This window comes from Eisenbergiella porci (assembly GCF_009696275.1).
GTDB lineage: Bacteria > Bacillota > Clostridia > Lachnospirales > Lachnospiraceae > Eisenbergiella > Eisenbergiella porci.
Genome location: NZ_VUMI01000043.1, coordinates 28,795 through 47,149, shown reverse-complemented (window position 1 = coordinate 47,149; position 18,355 = coordinate 28,795). Strand labels below are relative to the sequence as shown.

17 protein-coding genes and 2 pseudogenes are annotated in these 18,355 nt (G+C 43.2%); 14 read left to right on the top strand and 5 right to left on the bottom strand.

All coding sequences use genetic code 11. The features are described 5' to 3' along the window. Nucleotides 1-2: 2 nt before the first annotated feature. On the bottom strand, nt 3-329 hold the full coding sequence (locus FYJ45_RS21150; RefSeq protein ID WP_004292786.1) for a hypothetical protein: 327 nt from the start codon (nt 327-329) through the stop codon (nt 3-5). 708 nt (nt 330-1,037) lie between these two features. On the opposite strand from FYJ45_RS21150, the gene FYJ45_RS21140 reads away from it, so the two are divergent. The 4 genes from FYJ45_RS21140 (at nt 1,038) to FYJ45_RS21125 (ending at nt 3,430) form a co-directional block, all read left to right on the top strand. Beyond that, nucleotides 1,038-1,970: an RpnC/YadD family protein gene (locus FYJ45_RS21140; protein ID WP_195841921.1), complete on the top strand. Its 933-nt coding sequence runs from the start codon at nt 1,038-1,040 to the stop codon at nt 1,968-1,970. Between the two features lie 120 nt (nt 1,971-2,090). Continuing rightward, nucleotides 2,091-2,822 (top strand): DUF3788 domain-containing protein, encoded by a 732-nt coding sequence (locus tag FYJ45_RS21135; RefSeq protein ID WP_154467113.1) that lies wholly within the window; start codon nt 2,091-2,093, stop codon nt 2,820-2,822. Then, complete coding sequence (locus FYJ45_RS21130) at nt 2,819-2,983, top strand: hypothetical protein (RefSeq protein ID WP_154467112.1); 165 nt, start codon at nt 2,819-2,821, stop codon at nt 2,981-2,983. Before FYJ45_RS21135 ends, FYJ45_RS21130 begins: the two co-directional genes overlap by 4 nt. Nucleotides 2,984-3,055: 72 nt before the next feature. Continuing rightward, a complete protein-coding gene (locus tag FYJ45_RS21125; protein WP_330588790.1) occupies nt 3,056-3,430 on the top strand; it encodes a pirin family protein in 375 nt (124 codons plus the stop codon). Between the two features lie 42 nt (nt 3,431-3,472). Here FYJ45_RS21125 and FYJ45_RS30965 read toward each other — a convergent pair. Beyond that, nucleotides 3,473-4,042: pseudogene (locus FYJ45_RS30965) on the bottom strand (ISNCY family transposase); the annotation flags it as partial. Between the two features lie 54 nt (nt 4,043-4,096). Here FYJ45_RS30965 and FYJ45_RS21115 point away from each other — a divergent pair. The 3 genes and pseudogenes from FYJ45_RS21115 to FYJ45_RS21110 all read left to right on the top strand — a co-directional run bounded on the left by FYJ45_RS21115 (nt 4,097) and on the right by FYJ45_RS21110 (nt 5,364). Next, nucleotides 4,097-4,420: a hypothetical protein gene (locus FYJ45_RS21115; protein ID WP_154467111.1), complete on the top strand. Its 324-nt coding sequence runs from the start codon at nt 4,097-4,099 to the stop codon at nt 4,418-4,420. A 174-nt stretch (nt 4,421-4,594) separates the two neighbouring features. After that, nucleotides 4,595-4,788 (top strand): annotated as a pseudogene (locus tag FYJ45_RS32820) (site-specific integrase); the annotation flags it as partial. Nucleotides 4,789-4,902: 114 nt separating this feature from the next. Continuing rightward, on the top strand, nt 4,903-5,364 hold the full coding sequence (locus FYJ45_RS21110; RefSeq protein WP_154467110.1) for a low molecular weight protein-tyrosine-phosphatase: 462 nt from the start codon (nt 4,903-4,905) through the stop codon (nt 5,362-5,364). An 18-nt stretch (nt 5,365-5,382) separates the two neighbouring features. Here the strand turns inward: FYJ45_RS21110 and FYJ45_RS21105 are convergent, their stop codons facing one another. Continuing rightward, a complete protein-coding gene (locus tag FYJ45_RS21105) occupies nt 5,383-6,312 on the bottom strand; it encodes an AraC family transcriptional regulator (protein ID WP_195841919.1) in 930 nt (309 codons plus the stop codon). 201 nt (nt 6,313-6,513) lie between these two features. Between FYJ45_RS21105 and melA the strand changes: the two genes are divergently transcribed. From melA to FYJ45_RS21085, 4 genes are all read left to right on the top strand, one after another. Continuing rightward, nucleotides 6,514-7,836 (top strand): alpha-glucosidase/alpha-galactosidase, encoded by a 1,323-nt coding sequence (gene melA / locus FYJ45_RS21100; protein WP_154467108.1) that lies wholly within the window; start codon nt 6,514-6,516, stop codon nt 7,834-7,836. Nucleotides 7,837-8,283: 447 nt separating this feature from the next. After that, nucleotides 8,284-8,847 carry an SMI1/KNR4 family protein gene (locus FYJ45_RS21095; protein ID WP_195841918.1) on the top strand — a complete coding sequence of 188 codons (564 nt, stop codon included), beginning with the start codon at nt 8,284-8,286 and terminating at the stop codon, nt 8,845-8,847. A 664-nt stretch (nt 8,848-9,511) separates the two neighbouring features. Next, nucleotides 9,512-10,849, top strand: coding sequence for a phosphoglucosamine mutase (glmM, locus tag FYJ45_RS21090; RefSeq protein WP_154467106.1), 1,338 nt, complete (start codon nt 9,512-9,514; stop codon nt 10,847-10,849). Nucleotides 10,850-11,012: 163 nt separating this feature from the next. Continuing rightward, nucleotides 11,013-11,390, top strand: coding sequence for a TnpV protein (locus FYJ45_RS21085; protein ID WP_154467105.1), 378 nt, complete (start codon nt 11,013-11,015; stop codon nt 11,388-11,390). 52 nt (nt 11,391-11,442) lie between these two features. On the opposite strand, the gene FYJ45_RS21080 is transcribed toward FYJ45_RS21085, so the two are convergent. Further along, nucleotides 11,443-14,094, bottom strand: coding sequence for an N-6 DNA methylase (locus tag FYJ45_RS21080; RefSeq protein ID WP_154467104.1), 2,652 nt, complete (start codon nt 14,092-14,094; stop codon nt 11,443-11,445). Then, on the bottom strand, nt 14,081-14,278 hold the full coding sequence (locus FYJ45_RS21075) for a hypothetical protein (protein ID WP_154467103.1): 198 nt from the start codon (nt 14,276-14,278) through the stop codon (nt 14,081-14,083). Before FYJ45_RS21075 ends, FYJ45_RS21080 begins: the two co-directional genes overlap by 14 nt. 717 nt (nt 14,279-14,995) lie before the next feature. Here FYJ45_RS21075 and FYJ45_RS21070 point away from each other — a divergent pair. The 3 genes from FYJ45_RS21070 to FYJ45_RS21060 all read left to right on the top strand — a co-directional run bounded on the left by FYJ45_RS21070 (nt 14,996) and on the right by FYJ45_RS21060 (nt 18,268). Next, on the top strand, nt 14,996-16,234 hold the full coding sequence (locus FYJ45_RS21070) for a plasmid recombination protein (RefSeq protein ID WP_154467102.1): 1,239 nt from the start codon (nt 14,996-14,998) through the stop codon (nt 16,232-16,234). After that, nucleotides 16,231-16,503, top strand: coding sequence for a hypothetical protein (locus FYJ45_RS21065; protein ID WP_154467101.1), 273 nt, complete (start codon nt 16,231-16,233; stop codon nt 16,501-16,503). Before FYJ45_RS21070 ends, FYJ45_RS21065 begins: the two co-directional genes overlap by 4 nt. 88 nt (nt 16,504-16,591) lie before the next feature. Beyond that, entirely contained in the window at nt 16,592-18,268 is a 1,677-nt protein-coding gene (locus tag FYJ45_RS21060) for a recombinase family protein (protein WP_154467100.1), read from the top strand. Nucleotides 18,269-18,355: the final 87 nt, after the last annotated feature.

The window sequence follows — 18,355 nt, the reverse complement described above, 5'->3', positions numbered from 1 at the left end:
AATTATGTGATTCGGCAAAAGAAAAAATATGGCATTGAAGATGATAACAAATAAAATTTTTTCAATCGAAAAAATTTATTTTGATTATTCAATTTTGAAAAACTGAATACCTCAAAATCAGAAAGAGCGCGGACAAGCACTTTGAGGGATTGGCCGCCTTGTCCACCCATCCAGCGGGGCGGCGGGCGGCGGTCAAGGCCGGGTGTAACCCCGTTCATTTCAGCCTTGACGGTTGCCCGCTGTCCTGCTACTTTTCCGGGAGTGTGGCCACAACTTCGGGACACTTTGTCCACAAGTCGGAGCGTAGGACGAGGGACGGGGGCTTTCATATACCTGCCGCCGTTCTCTGAAAACAGGCCGATTTTTTGCTCATTCCCATTCGCAAAAATTCAGCCTGTTTTCCTGCCGGAGCAAACGGGGCGCAAGAAGCACCGCACCCCGTTTCCCCCGTCAGCCACGCCAGCAGGTATAACACACTACACTTTGCAAGCAAAGTCGTGTGCCAAAGGGGGCACCCCTTTGGAAACCCCGGACAACAAAACAGGCGGTATGCTGCCCTCTCCGGGAGCATACCGCCGTTTGTTGTCAGCAGCCCGTTTCACGGTCTGCGTGTAGTTCCTTGTAAACTGACCTAAACTATTTTACAACACAGCGTAGAGAGTTGGAACACTTTCATTACTATTTGTGCCGCCAGCCGAAGGCGGCGGAATGGGGATTTTACATGCAGTAAAACAGACGGATGCAGACCAGACAGAGGGTAAGAAAGTCATACCGGTTCTCTTTGAAGAAATATTATTTTAGAAAAACAATAGAAAATTTGCCAACGTTTACTTGACACAAACATAAATCCAGGAACAGTTGAATACATGGGAAAATCGTGATAAAATAAACGCAAGCATAATTTTCTAATGAATCTTGGCCATGTGCCATCTGTTTACAAATCTCAATTCAGAAACTCTATGCTTATTATCCAACAAAGAAAGCAGGGGCGGATGAATGGGAAAGCCGCTCCGAACAAAAGCAGAAAGGAGCAGCTTATGACAGAAAAACTGCACGTAGTAAGAAAACAGAAGGATACGGTATTCCGAATGCTGTTTCGGGAGAAGAAGGAGCTGCTGGAGCTGTATAATGCCTTGAATGACTTGGCATATAACAGCCCGGAGAAGCTGACAATTTATACACTGGAAAATGCGATATACATGAATTTTAAGGACGACAGCTCATTCCTGCTGGATTCCGAGCTGAATCTGTATGAGCATCAGTCCTCGTATAATCCCAACATACCGCTGCGTGATTTGGTTTACATCGCAAAGCAGCTTGAAAAATACACACGGAATGATACGATATATTCTTCTGCTCTGGTAAAAATACCGGTGCCCAGATTCGTTGTATTTTACAATGGTACGGATGTGCAGCCGGACAGGCAGACCCTGCGGTTATCGGATGCCTTTGAAAAAAAGACGGCGGAACTGGAGTTGAAGGTCCTCATGCTGAACATCAACTTTGGCCATAACAAGGAGCTGATGGACAAAAGCCGGACATTGAGGGAGTACGCCCAATACGTGGATCGGGTCAGGAAATATGCGAAGCTGATGCGGATTGAGGAAGCGGTGGAACGGGCAGTGGCGGAATGCATCAAAGAAGGAATTTTGGAGGACTTCCTGTCGTCACAGAAAGCGGAGGTGATAGCGGTGTCAATTTTTGAATATAACGAAGAAGAGGAAATGAAAAAAATCCGTGCAAGCGAATATCGGGAAGGAAAAGCCGATGGAAAAGCTGAGGGAAAAGCTGAAATTGTAGCCATCATACGTAAAAAGACAGGAAGAGGTCTTGATTCAGAGAAGATAGCGGAAATCTTGGAGATGGATCCCGATTATGTAAAAAGGATTTCCGATCTGCTGGTCGAGGATCCTGACAGATCCGATTTACAGGTGGCGGAAATTCTTGTCGGACAGAAAGAACCACAGTAAAATATAGAAGTGTTCTCCAATGGAACATGAATTAATAATTTTAAGAGAAAGTCCCGGTTTTCCGCCGGGATTTTTGTGTTACAATAAATTTAATAAAAAGGCGGTTTATGGAGGTGTGGAATGAATAACCTTGAAAAGGTCAGCCATGAGACTATGGTATTTATGCGGGGAAAATACAGGCTTGATGAAATCGGGGATGGCAGGGATGAACTGAAATTTAAACAGGGGCAGAAAACTGTCCTTACCGTCTACACACACGAAGATAAATTTACCTTTTTAATTATTTTCGGGATAAAAGAGCGTGAAATCTTTGAAGCCCGGCGGGATGAATTTTCAAAGGATATCCTCAATTATTATGACGATGCAAAAACATATCATGATGGGAAGTGGATATTTATTGATGTTACGGAGCCTGCGCAGCTTGAAGAGGTGAAGCGGCTGATACAGATAAAGAAAAAGCCGAACCGTAAACCGTTTCCCAAAGAAACGGCGGTTTACTCAAAATGCGGCCAGCGCTGTGATTTGTGCGTACATTATACAGGCACAACAGAGGAGCAGCGGGCTGTCATGGAACCCCTCCTGAATAAAATGTGGGAGAATAACGATTGGAGTATGCGCTGTAACGGCTGTTACAGCGATGACTGCTATTGCAAGGATGACCCCTGTAATGCAAAGGGATGCGCTCCGGAGAAAGGAATTGCTGAATGCAGGGAATGCAGCGAATTTCCCTGTATCAGGGCCACCTCTGCGGATTACCGTTCTATGATTCATACTCAGGTGCATTATGCGGATGAGATTACCTGGGGAATATTGCCGTATGTTCCGTGGCAGTATGAGGGGCAGCAGGGATGAACATAGGATGCAAAGGCAGCAGAAGTTTTTCTATTTACTGTCTGACGGCACTTTTAAAAAAGCAAAAGGTGGTGGCGAAGCTGCGTGAAATTGCAAATAGCATAGGGCGGGAAATGGAGGTTCTCAAGGTGCTGGAAAAGATGTTTTTGCTGCGTGAATGATGCGGAGGTGCTTAAAAGAAATTAGATTTAGAATTTATTGAAATGTCATAGCGGTCCAGTCCCTTCAAAGTTATGAAATATCTTTTAGGACCTGATACTGTAAAAGAATTTGATCCTGTTTTGATGCTGGACTCTTTCGACAGTACCAATCCGCCTGATTACACCGCAGGGTTTCCCATGCACCCTCATAGGGGAATTGAGACAATCAGTTATGTCTTTTCCGGGCAGATGATGCATCGGGACAGCCTTGGGCATTCTGATACAATCAGCAGCGGGGAGGTTCAGTGGATGACTGCCGGCTCGGGGATTTTGCACGAAGAACTTCTTCCGGCGGCTGAAAGATTGCTGGGTGTGCAGCTCTGGCTCAATCTTCCGGCAAAAGAAAAGATGACATCGCCCCACTATCACAGCATCAAGAACGGAGAGATTCATCCCGGCAAGCAGTAAGTCGGCATGCAGCGTTTTCTCATTTTGGGTCTTCCTGCCGGCAACGTAAAAACTGTCTTTGAAGTGGTTAATGGATTTTTCCACATTGACACGTATCTTATATGTGCTGTCCCATTCTTCTGTTCCGCGTGCAGTTCCCGGATAGGCACGCAGATCCTTTTCCAGATAGATATAGAACATCCTGCCACAGGAAGAAGTTGTGCATGGGTCTTCACAATGGCAGACACGCCGTTTGGACTTATCTTGTTTGTTGTATTCCCATTTCATTTTTGGGCATACAAACTTCATGGTAGAGAGTCCGCAGCGCAGATGCGTTATGCTTCCTTCTCTTTTCATAGGAAGAGAGGGGTCTTTGGGACAGCAGGGGATGCCCTCTGCGTTCAGTGGACAGTCCGATTCCGGCAGGGAAAGCCTTCCATTGAGTGGGATAAAAGCCTTTTCAAAAGATGTTTCCTGAAGAAGGTATTTGTAGATCTCAATGGAATCAAAAGCCGCGTCACCGAGGAAGGTTTTGGGATTGATTAGAGGGTGTTTTAGAAAGAAATCCTTTAATACAGGGATCAAAGCTTTGGAATCTGCAAGGCTTTTATCCTCATCCGGAGAATCAGATTCCAGAAAGGTGATATACAAATTGGTTGGGCGTATGAAGGCAATAAGAAAACAGTTATGAATGAAGAAGACATTACTGAAAGTGAATTCTATCAAAAGTATGGGGAACCAGTAATGGAGTACAATAGATTTGATGGAGCAAATTTTGTGGAGCTTATTCAGGATATGCAAAAATCTGTTCAAAATGAAAGTTTATCAGCAGATCTCCAGCAACTGATTGATCTGACGAATTTGGCAATAGAGACGTATGAAGTAGAATATGCGAATGAAATATATAAGATATTACATGATCTCGATTATTTTCTTTTGAGATACAGAATTGAAGATGTTGGAAAATATACAAAAGATGGGAGTTGTGGAACGGTTCCGGAGTACAGATAAAACGCAGATTATTTGAGAAGTATGTTGACGAATATTTGACTGCAATATGGTCAGATTTCAATAGATTAAGAGTCAGGTTTATGGTATAGTTATGTTACTAATGTCAGAGCCTGGCTCTTCTTTTATGCCGTAGGGCAATCAGAAAAGAGAGATAAGAATGTCCGATAGACGAATGAGATGCCTATTATTACACCACATGTATGCAGGCACACGTTCTGTTTCAATATATCATGGGGCATTCAGATATCAGTGTAACATTGAATACCTATACCCATGTTAAGTTTGAATATGCAGAGGCGGAAATGGAGAAGGTTGCTGGTTGGAAGAAAATCCAGTGTCATATGAAATATCATTTTTATGACACTTGATGGAAAAGATATAACAAAATAAGCAGATTTATACCAGGAAAGTTTCGTTTCACAATGCCGCAGAAATGCTGCAAAATCAAGGAAAAACCAGAGTTTTCAAGGAGTTAAGCGAACATGATAAAAGTATTATTTATCTGCCATGGGAACATCTGCCGCTCCCCCATGGCAGAATTCATCCTGCGTGACATGGTAAGAGCCAGAAACCTTGCGGCCGAATTCCACATAGAATCCGCCGCCACCAGCACCGAAGAAATCGGCAACCCGGTGCACCACGGAACCCGCCGCAAGCTCTTGGAGCACGGCATTTCCCAGGAGGAGATTTCACAAAAACACGCCCGCCAGATGAGAAAAGAAGACTACAATAAATTCGACTACATCATCGGCATGGATGAAATGAACCTGCGCAACATCATGCGGATCCTCCGTTCTGACCCGGAAAACAAAGTCCATCTTCTCCTGGACTATACAGACCGTCCCGGCGCCATAGCGGACCCCTGGTACACAGGCAATTTTGAAGCCACCTACCGAGATGTATGTGAAGGCTGTGAGGGCTTCTTAAACAGTCTGGGAAAATAAATAAGCAATTAAATAATCCTATCCCCCATAATTCCCCGCCAGCCGCCTGTACTGCAGCGGCGTCCGCCCCGTAGTCTTTTTAAACTGCCGGCAGAAGGACGGGGAATCCGTAAAACCGCAGGAATATGCAATTTCCGTTATATCCCTGCGTGTTTTCTTCAGCATATCCATGGCAGCCTCCAGCCGCAGATCCAGTAAATACTGCTGAACACTTTTCCCGGAATGTGAAATAAATATTTTATACAAATAAGTACGGTTCACCCCCACCTGCCTTGCCAGCTGCTCAATTTTTACCGGATAACTGAAATTATGCTCCAGATACTCCACAGCCTGGCGGAAATAAATTTCCTGCAGCGTTCCGGTCTGGGAAGCATTCCCGGATTCCGGGAGAAGATGCGCAGGAAGCTGTTCCTGATACATGCAGGAGAACAGCAGATAAAAATTCCCCAGGATTTTCAGCAGGTTCTGGCTATTTTCGTGAAAACTGTCCTCAAACACAATTGTCTGTGTAAGCAGCCGCTGTGCACTTTCTTCATCCGGTGCCCGGTAGACAACCTGGGAATCCGTAAAACCACAGTGACGCAGCAGCGTCCCTGCATCCGGACCATCAAAGGCAATCCAGGTGTATTCCCATGGTTCTTCTTCGTCCGCCATATATTTTGTCGTTTCACCGGGAAGGATCAGGAACGCATCCCCCTTTTTCAAAGCATACTCGGAATTGCCGCGCATATACCTGCCCTTCCCACTCCTGATAAAATGGATTAGATAATGAGTCCTTACGGCCGGGCCGAAAAAATGTCCCGGGGCACAGGACTCGCTTCCGGAATAATAAAGACGCAGCGCAATGCGCGTCTGTGACTCTGTTAAAAGCCGGATTGTCTCCCGGATGTTATTTTTTTCATCTGTTATATGCCTCAATTCATTAACCTGCGCCAATTCATCTTTCATAAAAACCCGTCCTTCCGAAATCCGGTTCCATCCGCGTCCGCCATACCCTTCCGCCCTACGGAAAGAAAACACGAAAGGAAACATAAATACAAAAATAAGAAACAATTAATATAGAAAAAAAGTCCAGAAATCTTAAAATAAAAGCAGATACCATGATTTTAAAGGAATCATAAGTTAAATGCAAGAGAAGGAGGAACTCTTATGGTAAAAATTACTTTTCTGGGGGCAGGAAGTACGGTATTTGCAAGGAATGTCCTTGGGGACTGCATGTGCACACCGGTGCTCAGAGATGCGGAAATCGCATTATACGACATTGACGGAGAACGTCTGAAGGATTCGGAAATCATCCTGAAGGCCATCAACCATAACGTAAACGAAGACAGAGCGGTTATCAAACCCTATCTTGGCGTGGAAAACAGAAAAGAAGCGCTGCGTGACGCTGACTTTGTTGTAAATGCCATTCAGGTAGGCGGCTATGAGCCCTGCACCGTAACTGATTTTGAAATTCCCAAGAAATACGGCCTGAAGCAGACTATCGGTGATACACTGGGAATCGGCGGCATCATGCGCGGACTCCGTACCATTCCCGTAATGGAAGGCTTTGCAAGGGATATGGAAGAGGTCTGCCCCAACACCCTTTTCCTGAATTACACTAACCCTATGGCAATTCTCAGCGGCTACATGCAGAGATATACGAAAATCAGAACCGTAGGCCTTTGCCACAGCGTACAGGTCTGTACCGAAGGACTTCTGAAGGGTCTGGGAATGGAAGACAAGCTGGAAGGCGCCACGGACTATATCGCTGGCATTAACCATATGGCCTGGCTTTTGGATGTCAGGGACAAAGACGGAATCGATCTTTACCCCGAAATCAAAAAGCGTGCGCTGGAGAAGAATAAAAATGAAAAGCATAACGACATGGTGCGTTATGAATACATTAGAACCCTTGGCTATTACTGCACAGAATCCAGTGAACATAACTCTGAGTATAACCCATTTTTTATTAAGTCCCGTTATCCGGAAATGATCGATAAGTTCAATATTCCGCTGGATGAATATCCCAGACGCTGCATCAAGCAGATCGCAGACTGGGAGCAGGAAAGGGACAACATCCTTAAGGACGGCAAGATAACCCACGAACGTTCCAGGGAATATGCTTCTTATATTATGGAGGCAGTCGTAACCAACCATCCTTACCAGATTGGCGGAAACGTACTGAATACAGGCCTGATTGACAATCTGCCTTCCGACGCATGCGTGGAGGTTCCCTGCATGATCAATGCAAAAGGTGTAAATCCCTGCCATGTAGGCCGCCTGCCCGTACAGCTGGCCGCCATGAACCAGACAAACATCAACGTACAGCTGCTTACCATTGAAGCTGCGAGGACAAGGGATAAGAACTACATTTACCAGGCAGCTATGCTGGATCCTCATACTGCGGCAGAGCTGAATATCGATGATATCCGCAGCATGTGCGATGAGCTGATTGAAGCCCATGGCGAGTACATGGCAATGTATAAATAAATGCATTCCGGAGGCTCTGTCGGTACACGAACCACGGCGTACTGCGGATAAGCAAAAGTAAAAAAGTAAGAGCTACTTCGGGCAGCAGTTTTAAATGAGAGAAAGCCTTTCTTAGGAAGGTATTTCTAAAAGAAGAAGTAAGCTAAGAAACAATAAGCGGTTATACAAACGTTGGTTTTGTATAACCGTTTATTGTTTCTATATTCCATAAATCATTTCCCGCCAAAAAGAAAATGCCATATATTATTTATATTTAATACCGACATCCGCTCATAGACTTAATTCCCATAAACAAGTAAACAAATAAACAAACCAATCAGAAAAAAATCATATTGCCGCATGCAAAGGTGCATATTACCGCACGGACAGGCACAGGCTGTAAATCACCCTGAAAACTACTCATTAATGCAGCATCGCAGGCAGGATTACAATGTACAGGAGATAATAATGGAAGAAAAATACCACCCAGTCCCGGACTCACCAACAGAAATTCCATTCCACCCAGTCCATGTCTCTTATCTGAAATCCATGGTAACCCAGGCCGGGGCCCGGGATCCTTCCCATCTGATTTTTGGCGCGAATCGCCACAAATACAAGCTGAATCTCCCTGCTTCACTGAAACAGGTGCGCCGGTTTGAGGAAAAACATAATCTTCTGCTTCCCGAGGAATACAAATTTTTCCTCACTCAGATAGGGAACGGAGGGGCAGGCCCTTACTATGGCCTCTATTCTCTTGAAGAAGCGGAACGGTATACGGAATACCTGGAAACTACGCAAACCGCTGCAAAGGAAAAGGATGAAGAAGTCCTGGCGCCCGTCTTCATCGACCGGCGCATGACGCCGGAGGACTGGGCCGTCCGCATGGAGGAGCTGGATAACTGCAGCGATGATGAATACGACTCATTGATGTATAAGCTCTGCGCGCGAAATGTATTTTCAGGAAATCCTTCAGGATCACAATCTTACCTCCTACGGATACCTGTGCCTGAAATCCGAAGAAGAGCTTTTTAAGGACTTCTGCGAAACGGACAGAAAAACAGCGGTGGAAGATAACAGGGATTTTCCGCCCCTGAACAAGGAACAGCTTCTGTCAAGTCTCTTCCGGTTCAAACCTTTCAGACAAATGGAATCAGCCCACAGCAGAATCATCAGGATAAACGCATCAGCGTAGGCGGCGTCCTTCCTGCTGTCCAAAGCTTCAGCTGCCAGCCGTCTTTTTTCCCGGGCAGGATGGGGGTGTTGTCCGTTCCAGTTTCAAAAACGGGGTATTTCTAACTGTCCCGGTAAACCAGAATTCTGCCAACTCGGTCAGAACTCCTCTCGCAGCGACTTGCGTCTGCTGCGTTCGTCAGACAGGCCGCTGGGGACGGCAAAATTCTGGTCTCCCGGGACAGTAAGAAATATCCGCCGTTTTTTCTTATGGAACGGACAACACCCCCATCCTGCCCGGGAAAAAAGACGGCTGGCAGCTGAAGCTTTGGACGGCAGGAAGGACGCCGCCTACGCTGATGCGTTTATTCTGGCAGAATCATAAAAATGTCAAAACCCGCGTTTACTTTTCCTCATCCTCACATATGCTACTTTAGTACAAAAAAATGATTTAATAGTGCAAATTTTCCAAAACTGTGATAAAATGGCAGACGGAAATCGTGATTGACCCATGAAAGGAGATCATATGAAGTATTTTGGTACCGATGGATTCAGAGGAAAAGCAAACGAGGTTCTGACGGCGGACCATGCCTTTAATATCGGGAAGTTCCTGGGCTGGTATTTTACGGACGGCGCCCATAAAAAGGCGAGCTGCGTTATCGGAAAGGATACCAGACGCTCCAGCTATATGTTTGAATATGCCCTGGCGGCAGGCTTAAGCTCAGGCGGCGTGGATGTCAACCTGCTTCACGTTACCACCACGCCCAGCGTATCCTATGTGACAAAGAGCGGGGATTTTGACTTTGGCATCATGATTACCGCCAGCCATAACCCTTTTTATGACAACGGAATTAAAATCATAGACAAAGACGGCTTTAAAATGGAGGATGCCGTACTGGAAAAGGTGGAGGACTATCTGGACGGCAAGGTGGAAATCACCTGCGCCCGCAATGAAAATATCGGTAAAATTACCGACTACATCCAGGGAAGAAACCAGTATATCAGCTACCTCACCTCCACTACCATACATTCCTTCCGCGGCTACAAGGTGGGACTGGACTGTGCCAACGGCGCAGCCAGCAGCATTGCCAAGACGGTATTTGAAATGCTTGGCGCCCGCACTTATATGATTCATGATGAGCCGGACGGCCTGAACATCAACGTGGACTGCGGTTCCACGCATATTGAGTCCCTGCAGAAGTTCGTAGTGGAAAAAGGTCTGGACGTGGGCTTTGCCTTTGACGGCGATGCTGACAGATGCTTTGCTGTGGACGAAAAAGGAAATGTTCTGGACGGCGATTTGATTATGTATCTGTGCGCCGTGCACATGAAGGAAAGGAATGCGCTGATTGACGATACAGTGGTTGCCACAATCGCCTCCAACCTGGGAGTGGAAAAGGCTCTGGAAAAGCAGGGCATCCGCATGAAACGCACGCCGGTCGGCGATAAATACGTATCCCTTGAAATGCAGGAGCATGGCTACAGTATAGGCGGAGAGGAATCCGGACATATTATTTTTAACAAATACAGCACCACAGGGGACGGCATTTTAACCGCCATCCGGGTGATGGAAATTATTGTGGGAAAGAAAACCATGCCTTCCTTCCTGACCGCAGGAGTCACCCTGTTCCCCAAGGCACAGATTAACAAACGGGTGCAGGATGCCGCGGCAGTATTGGAAAATCCCGTGGTAAAAGAGGCCATTGACCAGGCTTCTCTGGAGCTTGACGGCTCAGGCCGCGTGCTGATCCGCAAAAGCGGCACGGAGCCGGTGATCCGGATTCTGGTGGAGGCCCGTGAGGAAGAGGTCTGCCGGAAGCTGGCTGGACAGATTGCCGCGAAGATGGAAGAGGCAGGACAGTAAAAATAAGGCATACAGGAAAATAAAAAGCTGAGGCAGGGGAGCCATAACGGAAAAGATTTCCGTAAGGGAGAGGCTACATAAGGAAGTAGCTTCTCCTTTCGGCTTTGTAATCAGCCAATATGATTGAAATTGTAGGAAATCAATATATTTGGAGGATTACATAATGGAAAAGTACATTTACGATGAAAACAATGGTTTGTGGTATGAATTAGTCGAGGATTATTATATCCCTTGTTTGGCATTGCTGCCCGAAGAAAATAAGCCAATCGGAATATGGGGGCAGCGGCATTTGCAGTATGTCAAGAATTGCAAGAGGGTTTTATATACCTCACTGTTGACTTCCTGCAAATTAAATAGTTATCTTGCCAATATTGACGAGCAGGCAGAGAATATGTTTTTTCGGCTGGTAAAGAAATTTGCTGAAAAGGAAAATGCAACAGAAAAGCTCAAGGCTAAAAACGCAATGTTGTGGATTGGCAAAATGAATAATATACAAAATGCCGCAGCTGAAATCGTGAATCAAGAGTTAATATTCATATAATCCATTAAAAACAACGGCGACAAGGAAAAATCTTGTCGCCGTTGTTTTGTTTTTAGCCGTTCTCTTTTACCACAACTTGTTTTTCAAATAATCTTGAAACAGAAGTATCAAGATTTGAAAAAATGTTTTGTACATACATCAATTTATCATAAATATTTACCAATGCTTTTTGTTCTTCGATTATTGGAATGTCAATTTTCACTTGATTGAAAAAACCTGTCATATTCCACGTTCCGTTATCAGAACTTGATGTAAACTGTAAAAACTCTGTTCTATATTGTATTGCCAACCACCTCAAATCAATTGAATATGGAGAATCGTCTCTAACATATAAAATATAGGCGTGGTCATTTATGGTGTATTTCCCTTTTGATAAAAAGCGAGTCATTCCAGCTTTTCCGTTACGAGTAACCAACAAACCCTCTCGATTCTCAAAAACCTTTAACGGCTTGTTATTTATTGTGCATAATGGAATTTCACCCATTTTAGTTCTATCCTCGGTAGCACTTGAAAGGACAACGTATTTTTCACCCTGATTTTGCATTGCGTGATAAATAAACTCTTCGGTTAGACCGCTGTTCCCACTCATTTTATCAATTACTGAAGCGATTGGCACTTGGCGAGCTTGGTACTCGGAATATGTCAGATTAACTGATTCTACCTCATTTGCTAATTGAGATAAGTTGATTTTGGGCAACCAATTGTGCATGTCGTTCAGTTCGGAAACTAATTCGTTTTTATCAAGATACGATGGTTCATATGGGCGAATATAATATTCAGGTAAAAGAGTACAATACTCGTTGCTTATAATTTTATCTATTGGAATATTCCCGCCTTTTCTTTGACATTCAGGTATACCTTTGTCATTTATCCAATTAGTGCCATTAGAATCCAAATCATCAAATTTGAGCCATCTGTTTTCGAGTAGCCCCGGCATTTCAATACCGTCCGTACTAACCCAACCAGATATTTCGTCGTGCATCCATCCGTTACGATTGTTACGAAGTTTAGTAGGAAAACGTTTGTCTGAATTGGCAAGTCCATCATTATCAATGATATACATCCATATGGGTTTTTCTTGAATTTTGGTTACACTACCACTTCGCTTTTTGATAAACAAAGCATAAGTTTTTTCTTTGGTGTATGGTGCAAATGCAAACTTCGGCAATGATACTATTGCATATACTTCGCATTTTTCCAAAATTTCCTGTCGTAACTTTTTGTATGAAGGGTTTTCCAATACACCATCAGGCGTAATGATACACGCTTTGCCACCAATTTCGAGCAAATCAATAACCTTACAAATGAATGCAATCTCTGTTCTATTAGTAGATATTGCTTCAGTATTTGCTTTGATTGTGCCGCTTCCGTAAGGTGGATTGGTTATCACATATTGATATTTTTTGTTTAATACATTTTTCCCTTGTCGGGTAGGTTTTAATGAGTTGTCGGAGTACATATGTGTATGTCCATCACCTACCAAGAACATATTAAGTCGAGTTCTTGAAATGTTTTCGTCACGTACATCAACACCATAGAAGCACTTTTTCGATAGAAATTCTCTTGCTTCAGCAGTAAGTGTTCCGTTTTTTTCATAATTGTTTAAAAGAACTTTGAAGCTTTCAGTTAAAAATCCACCCGTTCCACAAGCGGGGTCAATAATAGAAAATTCTTTCTTTTCGTTATATACATCCTCATCCTGTAACAACAATTTAGAGAAAATATGCGTATAGTGCCTTCTTGTGAAATATTCTCCAAAATCTTTCTTTTCCTTCGAAGATGCAAACATTTCATATACAGCACCAAACAAATCAAATCCCGTACCGTGTAATGGCTTCATAGAATCAATAATGCCATATATTTGCTTTACATCATCAACACCAATAAGTGGTTTGTTCTTGCCATCACCACTAATAGCAATTCTGACCACTTCCATAACATTCTTAAATTCTTTGAATGTAGTTTCATCTTCCAAACGGCTTATGTAACCACTCAAATTATTCTTGATTTTTTCTGCAACTTCATCGTTACAAGTAGACCAATATACTTTTGATGCATCTTTATTACCATCAATTTCTTCTTTCTCTTCAAAATATTCAAGAGCTACAAAGCCTACTGTAAAGTCGATTTTTTGAACATTATCTTTGAAATTGATGCCACGATAAACGCCTGCAAGTTCCCACAATTTCTTGTTAAAGATTGCTTCTGAAATTGTAGAAATCGAGTCAACATTTGTATTGATAGAATCCAAATCAGGATTTTCTGTTAATTTATTTTTAATTAGACGATAAATGTCTATGGTTTGAAATTCTCTGATTGGGTTTCCGTTGAGCGTTAATTGCTTCAATGTTTTTGCATTATAAAAATACGTGGTTTTGCAATTTGTAACAATGAAATACGGCAATCCCAATTTAGGGGCTTTGGTCTTGCCTTGCTTTAAGGCATCTTTCCAATCCTTGTCATCCACCTTGCAATCGTCTTTTGCTTCGGCATATGCAACAAGATTCTTTATATACTGCTCATCGTTAGTTCCATCGTATTCAAATTCAGAAATAAGTATATCTGGGCGTTTTGAGCCTGTATATTTAGAAAATGTAGTATCATTAACAATTTGACGGAATGGGATGCTCAATTGTGCAACTAAAACTTCATTTATTAATCTGCTTACAGATAGCGCCTCTTGTTTTTTCTTAGTCTTTGCCATTGTATTTTCCTCCTATAATTTCAGAAATGGTGTTTTTGTATTTGACGCTATCAGCCAAATAAGCATAAGCTGCTTCATTAAAAAAGTCCACGAGCTTTCGTCCATCAAGGGCAAGCGTACCTTTGAGTTTGCTATGTAGTTCGGGAGTTAGGCGTACCTGAACCTGTTTTGTCTTTTCGTCCACTCGTTTCACCTCAATTTGATATCATTATATCTTGATATAATGATATCAAATTATAAACAAATTGTCAAGTGCGGCACTCATAATTTTCTCTCAATCGGGAATAATAATATGTTTTGACCTTGACAAAAGATGTGTTTTGCGGTAGACTTAATCACTCTCTGTGAGAGCGACAACTGAATACAAATGAAACTCGATTTTAGGAAGTGCCGGTGACAGCTGATAATTGTCGCACCAACCGTTACCGCATTGTCTGCTTGCGGGGTTGGTTAAAAAGCAGACAACACGGATTTGAATTTCAAAGCCGATACATAGTTTCATCAGAATGAGCGAGAGAAAACCTCACGCTGTTTTGGTGTACTGTGTATCGGCTTTTTTGTTTTGCCGATTTACAACTGAATGACCGTCCGAATGGGATACGATTTTGCGGTGACATCTTTCTTAACAGAAAGCGGGCAAGACAACGCTCTTGAAAGAACAGGGGCAGGAACAACATTAGGGTAAAGCGGCGATAAAGTTTCTGAGGAGTGCAGAGGTACTCTTTCCAAAGAGTGCCTTTGTCCCTCGGAGAGCCCACGACATCTTTGCACGGAGTATCCGTGAAAGTGTCATAGTGGGTTACGCACTTTGAAAAGGTGCGTAACAAAGATATACGCTGTCACTACACATATTCGTATTTTGAAAAGAACATACAATCCGAAAAAGAAAGAAGGTGATACGATGCCCGATTATTCCGTTACAAGAGTAATGCAAAGAACGAAGGAAAGCGTAGGTAAGTTTGAACGCCATATTGAACGCAAGAACGACGCCTACGAAAATATGAATGTGGATTTATCCCGAACCGATATGAATATCCACTTTAAGGACTGCGGTAATTCAACCTACAATCAGCAGCTTGAAAAAATGGTTGCCGAGGGTACAGTTTCTCTGCGAGGTCTGAAAGCCGACGCAAAGGTTTTCGATGAGATGATATTTGATGTCAACACCGATTACTTCGAGCGTAACGGCGGCTATGAATTTGCAAAGCGGTTTTATGAAGAAGCCTATCATTTTGCCGAAAAGCTGTACGGCAAGGATAATATCCTATCCGCCGTAATGCACGCCGACGAGGTCAATCTCTTTATGTCCGATGTTTACGGCTATCCTGTTTACCATTATCATCTGCACATTATGGCTCTGCCTGTGGTAGATAAAGAAATTAAATGGTCAAAGCGTTGCAAAAATCCCGAATTAGTCGGAACGGTCAAAGAGGTGATTCATCAGGTCAGCCATTCAAAGAAATGGAAATCTGCAAAGGCGTTAGATGAAAATGGCAAGCCTTTGGCTGATAAGAATGGCAAGCCTATATATCTAAAATCATACAGCGTATTGCAGGACAAATTCTTTGAATATATGCAGGAGGCAGGCTTTAAAGGCTTTGAACGGGGCGAGCGTGGCAGCGATGCTGAAAACCTATCCTGCACGCAATACAAGCTGGAAAAGGACAAGGAACACCTTGCCGAGATTGAAGAAAAGATTGCGGCTGCCGATGAAAAGCTGTCCACCATTCTACCCGTAAGAGCAAGTGCGGAAATCATAGACAATATGGGCAAGAAAACGCTGACAGGCAAAATTCAGATGTCTGCTGAGGATTACGGTTATCTTTCCAACTTGGCAAAGGAATGTCTTGTAAACAGACGGACGGTGCAAATTTATGAAAGCAGTAACCGAGCCTTATCCGAAAAGATAAAGGAGCTGCAAGCCGAGCTTACCGAGATAAAAGAAAAATGCAAGCCGTATTTAGAAGCGTTAAAACTCGCTCCGCCAAAGGCAAAAGAATTTATCGGCGGTATTCTCAACAAATTCAGACAGCAGAAATCCGAGCAGGCAAAGGATATTTTCTATCAGCCTGCCGAAAAAGAAACTTACAAGCATATACGAAAACCAAAACACAAGAAAAAGGAGGATTTTGAGCGATGACAGAAGTTATTTATCTTGACGAACACAGCCAGCCTATCGAAACCGACAGAGAAATCCTTGCGGCTCTTGATGAGATTACAGATATACTTGCCGCTATGACAAAGGAACAGCGAATTGCTTGGTTTCGCAGAACGCAGTATCCGCACCCAATCAATTTTGAAAAAGAAATTGACGGTACTGTATATACTGTAAGCACTTGTTTCGACAAAAACGCAAGCGAGAGTTTAGAAGAAAAAGCACAGAGAATTATATTGAAAAGAATAGATTAACACTTTAAAGCGTTGAATTTCAACAGCGGATATGGTATGATATATACACCTACAATTCGTATCATATCTGGCTGTGGAAAGGAGTAATATGAACATCAAACAGTCAGACAGAATTACCGCCCTATACGCAAGATTAAGTCGTGATGATGACAAAGACGGCGTTTCGGGTAGTATTCAAAATCAAAAAGCCATACTTGAAAAGTACGCAAAGGACAATAAATTGCCTAATCCCCGTTTCTTCTTCGACGACGGATTTTCGGGAGTAACTTTTGCAAGACCAGCGTTTATGGAAATAATGGAACTTGCGGAGCAAGGCTTGGTGGCAAACCTCGTTGTAAAAGACCATTCAAGACTTGGACGAAACCGTCTTGTTGTCGGTCAGCTTTTGGAAGATGATTTTATCCGATTAGATGTAAGATATATTGCAATAATGGATAATATCGACACTGCAAAGGGTATCAGCGATATTGTACCGATGCAGGACTTGTTCAATGAATGGCACGCAAAAAACACAAGCGATAAAGTTCGTAAGGTAATGCAAAGCAAAGGAATGTCGGGCAAGCCTTTAACAACGAATCCGCCGTTCGGGTATATGAAATCTCCCGAAAACAAAGATATATGGGTAATTGACGAGCCTGCCGCAAAGATTGTCAAAATAATCTTTGACCTTTGCATATCGGGACTCGGACCGACACAGATAGCTAAACGCCTAAAAGCTGATGAGATTATGACCCCTACGGAATATTGGAACAGTATCGGAAGAAAATGCAGTAAACCGCCCGAAAGACCGTTTAATTGGTGTGCAGACACAGTTTCTAATATTCTTGACAAACAGGAATACTGTGGAGATACTGTCAATTTCCGTACTACAAGCAAATCTTTCAAGCTGAAAAAGCGTTTTGAAAGACCGCAGGAAGAATGGCAGGTGTTTGAAAATACACACCCTGCTATCATTGACAGAGAAACCTTTGCACTTGTGCAGGAATTAAGACAGCACCGACGCAGACCGACCAAAAGCGGAATAGTGAGTATGTTTTCGGGTCTGCTCTACTGTGCAGACTGCGGAGAAAAGCTGTATTACAGCGTAACGAATAATTATAGTCGAGAGCAAGCGTATTTCTTCTGTTCCGCTTACCGTAAGAACTCCGATGCTTGCTCCGCACACTATATCCGAGAAAAAGTGATAGAGAGCATTGTGCTTGAAAGTATGCAGCGTGTATTGTGGTATGTGCAGTCTTATGAAAAGCTATTTGCACAAAAGCAGCTTGAAAATTTTGGAGAACAGAAGAAAGCTGAACTTGCCGAAAAACGCAGAGAACTGAATAAAGCCAATAGGCGTATTCGGGAAATTGACAATATTATGCAAAAGCTTTATGAGGATAATGCAACGGGAAAGATAAATGATGACCGTTTTGCTACGATGTCAATATCTTTGGAAAATGAGCAGGAAATTTTAAAAACAACTGTTCCCGAATTGGAAAGTGAGCTTGAAAATGCTCAAATAGCAACCGAAGGCTTACAGCGTTTTATCGACAAGGCAAAGAAAGTAACGCAGCTTACGGAGTTAACGCCTGAAATCGTACACGAATTTATACAGAAGATTGTAGTCGGCAAACCCGAATACAAGGACGGCAAGCGTCACCAAAGCGTAGAAATCTACTATAATGGTGTGGGCATTATCCGAGAGCCTTCGCCCGAAGAAATGGAAGAATACTTTCAGGAGCATATACAGAACAAAGCAGTAAGAGCAACAAAAACGGCATAGCAAATTGCTACACCGTTTAAACACAACAATATTTAATTTGAGATACAAAGTCTTGGGGCACCTTCCTTACGGAGGGTGCCCCAAGGC